Here is a 7,253-nt window from a genome sequence, read left to right on the forward strand (position 1 = left end):
AGCTCGACCGTGCCGTCCAGTCCCTTGACGAGCACGACCAGGGTGTAGATGCGCTCGAAGAGCGATCTCCCGGAGGGCGTGGACGGTCGCACCGGCCCGATCATCGGGGGTGCGGCCTCAAAAACCGCCAAGACGGCGCGCGCAGCACGGCTGTTCCGCCGCGCTGTCCCTCATTCGACGTCGCGCGTCGTCGAATGAGGGACAGCGCGTCATCCACTTGCGCGCCGGTCAGGCGGGGCGGCGGCTCCCCCGGACCGCGGCGGCGAGCACCGCGAGCGCCGCGACGCCCCCGAGCACCCACAGCAGCTGGGGGACGAACGGCAGGAGGAGGGACAGCGGCGTCGGGGACGGGGCGCCCGCCGGCGCGACGGGGGCGGCGAACCGGGTGACCACCACGGAGACGCGGTCGCCGCGTGACGCGACCACACCGGCCGCACCGGTGACGAGCGCGCGGATCGCGGCGAGGCTCCGGCCGCCCAGCCGGGTCCGATCCACCGCGACCGACACCGAGCGCCGGACGAGCGCGCCCGCAGGCGTCGCGACCGTGGTCGTCGTGCCGGAGACCGCGTTCTGCTGGACGACCGCCTGCGACGAGCCGGATGCCGTGGTCGTGCCGAGCGTCGCGATGCTCGACGGAACGGCCGAGCCGACCTGCTGCGTGGTGGTGAGCCCGGTCGAGGTCCGCACGGTGTCCGACACCTGGACGATCGCGGATCCCGGGCCCAGCACGCGGTCCAGGACCGACTGCACGACGGCCGCCGTCCCGGTCCCCGGTGCGGTCCCGGTCGAGGCGGAGGCGGAGAGCGCGGCGGTGCTCACGGTCAGCGTGAGGACCGCGCCGGCCCCCGCCGCCATCGCCCACCGGCCCGATCGCCGTGTCCTCGCCATGCGTCGCCCCCCAGCGCCGTCCTGTCGACCCCCCAGTGAACGCGACGGCGGCTCGGCGCGGTGCCCCCAGTTCGCGTTCGACCGACGGCGCGCGCGACGTGGGACCCGCACCGGATCGCGGCACCGGCGGCGCGTCCCCGGATCGGCGCCGCCCCGATCGATAGCGTCCGCGGGCGGGCGCCGCCGATCCCGGCACCCGCTGACGGAGGTCGGACCCGAATGAATCCCCTGCAGGCGATCCTGCTCGGCGTCGTGGAGGGGCTCACCGAGTTCCTGCCCGTCTCGAGCACCGGCCACCTGACGATCGTCGAGGAGCTGCTCGGGCTGCCCGTGAACGACGCCGGGGTGACGGCGTTCACCGCGATCATCCAGGTCGGCGCGATCATCGCGGTGATCGTCTACTTCCGGCGCGACATCGTGCAGATCATCGGGGCCTGGATCCGGGGGCTGGTCCACGCCGACGCGCGCTCCGACCCGAACTGGCGGATGGCCTGGTACGTGATCGTCGGATCGATCCCGATCGGCGTCGTCGGGCTCCTGGCGCGTCACCTCGTCACCGGTGCGCTCCGCAGCCTCTGGGTGGTCGTCGCCGGACTCGTGGTGTGGAGCGTCGTGATGGTGCTCGCCGAGCGGCTGGGCCGGAAGGAGCGATCGGAGGGCGAGCTGAGCGTCGTCGACGCGATCGTCATCGGGGTGGTGCAGTGCTTCGCGCTCGTCCCCGGCGTCTCCCGCTCGGGCGCGACGATCAGCGCGGGGCTGTTCCGGGGGCTGGACCGGGTGTCGGCGACCCGGTTCGCCTTCCTCCTGTCGATCCCGGCGCTCGTCGCGGCGGGCGCCTTCGAGGCCGCGACCTCCGCGGGGGACGTCGCGAGCAGCGTCGGGTGGGTCAACACGCTCATCGCGACGGTCGTCAGCTTCCTCGTCGGCTACGCGTCGATCGCCTGGCTGCTGCGCCTCGTCGCGCACCACTCGATCACCGTGTTCGTCTGGTACCGCGTGGCGCTCGCCGCGGTGCTGTCCGTCCTGCTGGTCACCGGGGTGATCGCGGCCGTCTGACCCTCCCTCAGCGGGGCACGGGGCGCTGCTCGACAGCCCCGAGCAGCCGCACCACGAGCACCGAGGCGACGGATCCGGCGGCGAGGATGGCCGCGAGCACGACCACCTGGAAGCGGCCCGCCTCCACCGGGGACAGGCCGCCGAACACGGCGCCCACGAAGGCGCCTGGCAGGGTGACGAGCCCGGTGGTCCGCGTCTGGTCCACCGAGGGCACGAGCGCGGTGTGCACGGCGGCACGCGCGAGCGTCCTCGTCGATTCGATCGGCCGGGCACCGAGCGCGAGCCAGCCCTCGACCTGGTCCCACTGCTCGTCGACGGAGGCGAGGAACCGCCTGGCCGTCAGCGTCGTGATCGCCATCGCGTTGCCGACGACGATGCCGCCGACGGCGAGCAGGTACCTCGGGGTCGGGTCCAGCGCGCCGGAGGCGAACACCGTGAGCACGGCGACCCCGGCGCCGCCGAGGATGGCGGCGGCGACCACTCCGAGATGACGGCGGCTCCACCCGAGTCGGCCGGTGGAGGTGGCGATCGCGACGCCGAGCATCACGAGCAGGGCGAGGGCCACCCAGCCGAAGCTCGTGATCACCCCGGTGAGCACGAACCCGATGACCGCGAGCTGCGCGGTCGCCCGCACGATCGCGAGCGTCGGCCCCCAGCGCTGCGGCACGCGCGCGACCGTCAGGACCACCACGGTCACGCCGCACAGGACGACGAGGCCGATGAGGGTCGGCGCCAGGCGCCCCAGCTCCGCGTGCGTCATCGCCCCTCCTGACCGCGTCGAGCCCGGACGGGCCCGCACCCCCAGCCTGGCGGGTCGGACCTGGTCAGTTCCGCGCGCTGTGCAGCGCGACCGGGCGATGGTTCGCCCCGGTCGCGTGGACGAGCTCGCCGGAGGCGTCGGTCACGATGAGCCCGCGCGGGCTCTCCGCCGACCGGGTCAGTCGGTCGACCCAGTCCGGATCGATCGCGGGCACGCGCGAGCCGTCGAACTTGAAGAAGATCGGCGTCGACGGCGTGAGCCACATCGCGCTCCGGCCGCTGCCGATCGAGACCGCGTCCACCCAGGACATGGGGAACGCCTCGCCGCGGCGGAACTTCTGCATGATGACGATCTGCAGGTGCGTGAGCACGCGGTCGTCGAACTCGACGACCATCCCCATGTAGCTCATCGTCCCCATGGCGCCCTCCTTCGCTGAGAGTAGGGCGGGTGACCTCGGAGCAGACCTCGGATCGGGGACGCGGAGGCCGCACCCAGGTCAGGCGACGATCAGGTCGCGGAGCGCGGGGACGAGCTCGGCGAGCGCCCTGCGGTCCGCAGCGAGGGCACCGCCGAGGCGCACACCGGCATCGACGAACAGGAGGGTGACCGTGCATCCGGCCGGGCGGCCGTCGGGTCCGGTGGCGAAGCCGTCGATCTCGAGCCCTCTCGCCGTGCGGAGGGGGTGGATCCGGATCGACGGGCGCGGGTGGGTCTCGCCCGGGGCCCACGGCACCGTGAGGACGAGGAGCGCGCGCCCGGTGAGCGCGAGGACCTCGACGTGCGGCCAGTCGACCACGCCCTCCGTGGCGAGTGTCTCCACCCAGCGCGGCCTCCCGTCGGCCACGAAGGCCAGCGCCCGACCGACGGATTCGAGTGCGCTGCGCGCGAAGGAGCGCTGCGCCTCGTCGTCACCACCGGCCCACCAGCGCGGGTCGCTCGCCCGCACCAGGTCGGTCGCCTCGTCCGGCTCGAACCGCTTCGCATCCATGGGCGCCTCCGATCGGGCCGCGGACGCCCCGCACGGTAGGCGCACCCACCTCCGGATGCAACCCCGACCGGGGTCCGTGCACGGAATCGTCGGCCGCCGAGATCGGAGGCCGCGTGCGCGTCAGCGCAGGTGGGGCGACGCCTCCACACGCGAATGCCGCCCCACTCCTGCCGCGGCGGCGCGGACCGCGTCCACCGCCCCCACCGTGGGAGCCCAGCCGAGTTCGGCTCGAGCGCGTCGCGTCGACATGAGCGGGATTTCGGTGGCCAGATCGAGCCATCCGGGATCGGCGCGCACGAGGTGCAACCGCCAGGCGAGCGCGAGCCCCGCCCGCAGCACCGGCGCGGGGGTCGGCCACCACGCGCCGTGGAGCGCCTCGGCCAGCCGGCGCGGCCCGATCACGGGCTCCGCCGCGAGGTTGAACGCCCCTGCCGCCCGACGGCGGAGCGCGCGCTCGAACGCGTCGGCGAGGTCGTCCGCCCACACGACCTGGGACACGAGGGTCGGCGGCACGGGCACGAGCGGCAGCCGGAGGAACCGGAGCCACCCGGTCGGGACGAGCGGCCCGATGAACAGGCGGTCGAGCTCGAGCCCCACGTCCCCCTGCATCACGAGACCGGGACGCATGCGGGTGACGACGAGGTCCGGGTGCCGAGCCTCGACGTCGTCGAGCAGACGCTCGACCGCGGCCTTGTGCCGCCCGTAGTGGGAGCTCCGGACGCCCTCGGTCGGCCACGTCTCGTCGACGCGGAGCGTCTTCGGCCCGGGACTGTACGCCCCGACCGAGGAGGCGACGACGAGCTGCCCGACGCCCGCCTCCGCCGCGGCCTCGAACACGGCCCGCGACCCGTCCACGTTCGTGCGGCGCAGCACCGCCTCGTCGTGGTTCGGCTGCAGCAGCCACGCGAGGTGCACCACGGCGTCCGCGCCGGCGAATGCCTCCACCAGCTTCGTCCGGGCACCGGCGCGTCCGATGTCGACGGCCCGCCAGTCCATCCCGTCGTAGGGCGGGTCGGCCTGCGGCGGGTGCCGGACGACGCCGACGAGGTCCAGGTCGGCCGAGCGGGAGAGCCGTCGCACGAGCGCCGTGCCGACGTTGCCGGTCGCTCCCACGATCACGATGCGCATGACGCGGACCGTAGACGGCGCACCTGACCGCCTCGCGTCTTGGCGGTCTCTTCGAGGCCCGGACCTACGGTTCGGGCATGTCCACGCTGGCTGCCGCTCGCACCTCGTCCCTCGCACGTCTCCTCCGTGCGGACCTGCCCGGACTGGCCGGGACGCCGACCCTGGTGCGCTTCCTCATCGCGGCCGTCGTCTCGATCGCGCTCTCGCTCGCCGCGTGTGCGGCGGTCGCAGCCGCCACGATCGCCATTGACCCCGCGCTCGCGAGCTACGGGCACCTCCAGGCGCCCGACTGGACGAAGCTCACGGTCATCGGCATCGGCCTCGCGAGCCTCGGATGGCCGGTCGCCGGCGCCATCTGGTCGCGGGCTCGGGTCCCGTTCCTGCTGCTCACGGTGATCGTGACGGTGGTGAGCTTCGCGCCGGACTTCTGGATCCTGCGCGGCGGTCAGCCTGCGGGCGGCGTGCTCTCGCTCATCGTGATGCACGTCGCGGTCGCCGTCGTGACGTACCCGGCGCTCGTGCTCATCGCTCCGCAGCGCCGGCGCAGGGCGTAGCCGGGCTCACTCGAGGAGGCCGACCACCGAGACCACGACGGTCGACTGCCGCACCACCGGGTCCGGGTCGTCCTCGATCGGGTTGAGGATCATCCGCACGTGCGTGCCGATCTCGGGCGGAAGCGGCGTGAGCACGCTCACCTCGTACCAGGTGTCGGCCCGCATCGGCTTGTTGGTCTCGGGCGGATCGTCCGGTCCGCCGTTCCGGTTGATGGCGAGCCGGCGCCCGGCCCCGTCGAGATCGCGGAACTCGATCGAGTAGACCGCACCGCCCATGGTCGTCACGGTCATGGTCACGCGCCGACCCTTCCGCACAGCGGATGTGCGTTCGGTGGGCGCTGATCAGCCGGAGGGGAAGAGCGCCCGTCGGACGGCTGCGCGCAGCCCCGCCTCGCGGACGATCAGGTCGCCGGCGTCCTCTAGCGCGCGCAGCTGCGCCTCCGTGAACGGCCTGCGCCGTCCGTCGGCGACGAGCAGGGTCCCGAGCCGGCCGCCGTCCGGCGCGACCAGCGCCGTCCCCGCGGCGGCGCGCACGTCGTGGGGCTCCGCGAGGAGCGGGTGCCCGGCGAGCGCCGGATCCTCGAACACGTCGGGCAGCGCCCAGGTCCTGGCCGCCGCTCTGGAGGGCTGGAACGGCCGCGCCTCGATCCCGGAGGGCCGCTGCGCCCACCCCTGCGCGCCGCCGATGACCTCGCGCCGATCCGCCTCGACGAGCAGCAGGAGCGCCTTCGGGGCGTCCGTCGCGGCCGACACCAGGCGGAGCACCGCGTCGGCGTCCGCGGGGCCCTGGCGCATCGCAGCACGCAGGGCGTCCGGCTCGGCCACGTTCGGCCGGGTTCGCACCGCCTGATCGCGGCGGTCCTGCAGATCGTCGACGAGGATCTGCTGCAGCTCGACCGCCACGTCGTGCAGGCCGATCCGGTCGCCAGGCACGCGCGCGGTCATCCGCCGCAGCAGCGCCGCGGTCCGGGGAGGGATCGATGGCGGGATCCGGGGATCGCGCGTGAGCCGCTCGAACGCCGCCTGCGTCACCGAACCGCGGAACTCGGTCCTGCCGGTCATCGCCTCGAGCATGACGAGCCCGAGCGAGTAGACGTCCGACTCCGGCCTCGCGTCCAGCCCCTCCACCTGCTCCGGGCTGAGGTACGCGGCCGTGCCGACGGTGAACTCGCTGAGGTCCGGCTCGCCGACGGGCGCGGCGATGCCGAAGTCGGTGAGCTTCGCGATCACGGGTCGCACGCTCCGGAGGCCCGAGAGCAGGATGTTGCTCGGCTTCACGTCGCGGTGCAGGAAACCCGTCTGGTGCATGTAGTCGAGACCCTCGGCGAGGTCGAACCCCATCCAGCAGACCTCGGAGACCTCCATCGCCCCCCGGCTGAGCCGCTCCCGCAGCGTCTCCCCGGGCACGTACTCCATGACGAGGTAGAGCTGCGGTGCGCCGTCCGGGCCGACGTCGATGCCGGTGTCGATCAGCGTGGTGAGCGCGTAGTGGTTGAGGGCGGCACCGACGCGCGCCTCCACCTGTTCGAGCGCTCCGGCGGACGGCGGAGCGACCTGCCGCCGGAACAGCTTGACCGCCACCTCGCGGCCGAGCGAGCGGTCCCGCGCCGCATAGACACTGGCCTCGCCGCCCTCGCCGAGCAGCCGCGTCAGCTCGTACCGTCCGCCGAGCATGAGCGGCGTGGTCCGGTCGCGGAGCGACGCCGCTCGCCGGTCGGCGGTGTCCGGCCGCGCCGTCGACGTCCGGTCGCGCGACGGCGTGGATTCGGCCTTGCGACGACCGAACAGTGCTGGCACGGACGGCGACTGTAGTGGGCGGCGGAGGCGCTCTCGCGCGCGTGCGCACCGACCCGCCGCGACCGCAACCCCGTGCATCGCC

The 7,253-nt window shown here is 73.9% G+C and carries 9 protein-coding genes; 2 read left to right on the forward strand and 7 right to left on the reverse strand.

What is annotated here, in order from left to right; translation table 11 throughout:
- Positions 1-228: 228 nt before the first annotated feature.
- Positions 229-888 carry a flagellar M-ring protein FliF C-terminal domain-containing protein gene (locus ACTHLI_RS01310; RefSeq protein WP_440180947.1) on the reverse strand — a complete coding sequence of 220 codons (660 nt, stop codon included), beginning with the start codon at positions 886-888 and terminating at the stop codon, positions 229-231.
- Between the two features lie 219 nt (positions 889-1,107).
- Here ACTHLI_RS01310 and ACTHLI_RS01315 point away from each other — a divergent pair, with 219 nt between their 5' ends.
- Positions 1,108-1,944 carry an undecaprenyl-diphosphate phosphatase gene (locus ACTHLI_RS01315; protein ID WP_440180949.1) on the forward strand — a complete coding sequence of 279 codons (837 nt, stop codon included), beginning with the start codon at positions 1,108-1,110 and terminating at the stop codon, positions 1,942-1,944.
- A 7-nt stretch (positions 1,945-1,951) separates the two neighbouring features.
- Here ACTHLI_RS01315 and ACTHLI_RS01320 read toward each other — a convergent pair whose 3' ends face one another.
- The 4 genes from ACTHLI_RS01320 to ACTHLI_RS01335 form a co-directional block, all read right to left on the reverse strand.
- Positions 1,952-2,704, reverse strand: coding sequence for an ABC transporter permease (locus ACTHLI_RS01320; RefSeq protein ID WP_440180951.1), 753 nt, complete (start codon positions 2,702-2,704; stop codon positions 1,952-1,954).
- 64 nt (positions 2,705-2,768) lie between these two features.
- The gene (locus tag ACTHLI_RS01325) at positions 2,769-3,122 is read right to left on the reverse strand and encodes a DUF7882 family protein (RefSeq protein ID WP_440180952.1); all 354 of its coding nucleotides are present in this window, start codon (positions 3,120-3,122) and stop codon (positions 2,769-2,771) included.
- A 78-nt stretch (positions 3,123-3,200) separates the two neighbouring features.
- Entirely contained in the window at positions 3,201-3,692 is a 492-nt protein-coding gene (locus ACTHLI_RS01330; protein ID WP_440180954.1) for a hypothetical protein, read from the reverse strand.
- A gap of 120 nt (positions 3,693-3,812) precedes the next feature.
- Positions 3,813-4,820 (reverse strand): NAD-dependent epimerase/dehydratase family protein, encoded by a 1,008-nt coding sequence (locus tag ACTHLI_RS01335; protein ID WP_440180956.1) that lies wholly within the window; start codon positions 4,818-4,820, stop codon positions 3,813-3,815.
- A 77-nt stretch (positions 4,821-4,897) separates the two neighbouring features.
- Between ACTHLI_RS01335 and ACTHLI_RS01340 the strand changes: the two genes are divergently transcribed.
- On the forward strand, positions 4,898-5,374 hold the full coding sequence (locus ACTHLI_RS01340) for a hypothetical protein (RefSeq protein WP_440180958.1): 477 nt from the start codon (positions 4,898-4,900) through the stop codon (positions 5,372-5,374).
- A gap of 6 nt (positions 5,375-5,380) precedes the next feature.
- Here the strand turns inward: ACTHLI_RS01340 and ACTHLI_RS01345 are convergent, their stop codons facing one another.
- Both ACTHLI_RS01345 and ACTHLI_RS01350 read right to left on the reverse strand, forming a co-directional pair.
- Complete coding sequence (locus ACTHLI_RS01345) at positions 5,381-5,671, reverse strand: hypothetical protein (RefSeq protein WP_440180959.1); 291 nt, start codon at positions 5,669-5,671, stop codon at positions 5,381-5,383.
- A gap of 45 nt (positions 5,672-5,716) precedes the next feature.
- Positions 5,717-7,171, reverse strand: a complete 1,455-nt coding sequence (locus tag ACTHLI_RS01350; protein ID WP_440180961.1) for a protein kinase domain-containing protein — start codon at positions 7,169-7,171, stop codon at positions 5,717-5,719.
- Between the last annotated feature and the right edge of the window lie 82 nt (positions 7,172-7,253).

This window comes from Amnibacterium sp. (assembly GCF_051956055.1).
In the GTDB taxonomy this organism is placed as follows: Bacteria; Actinomycetota; Actinomycetes; order Actinomycetales; family Microbacteriaceae; genus Amnibacterium.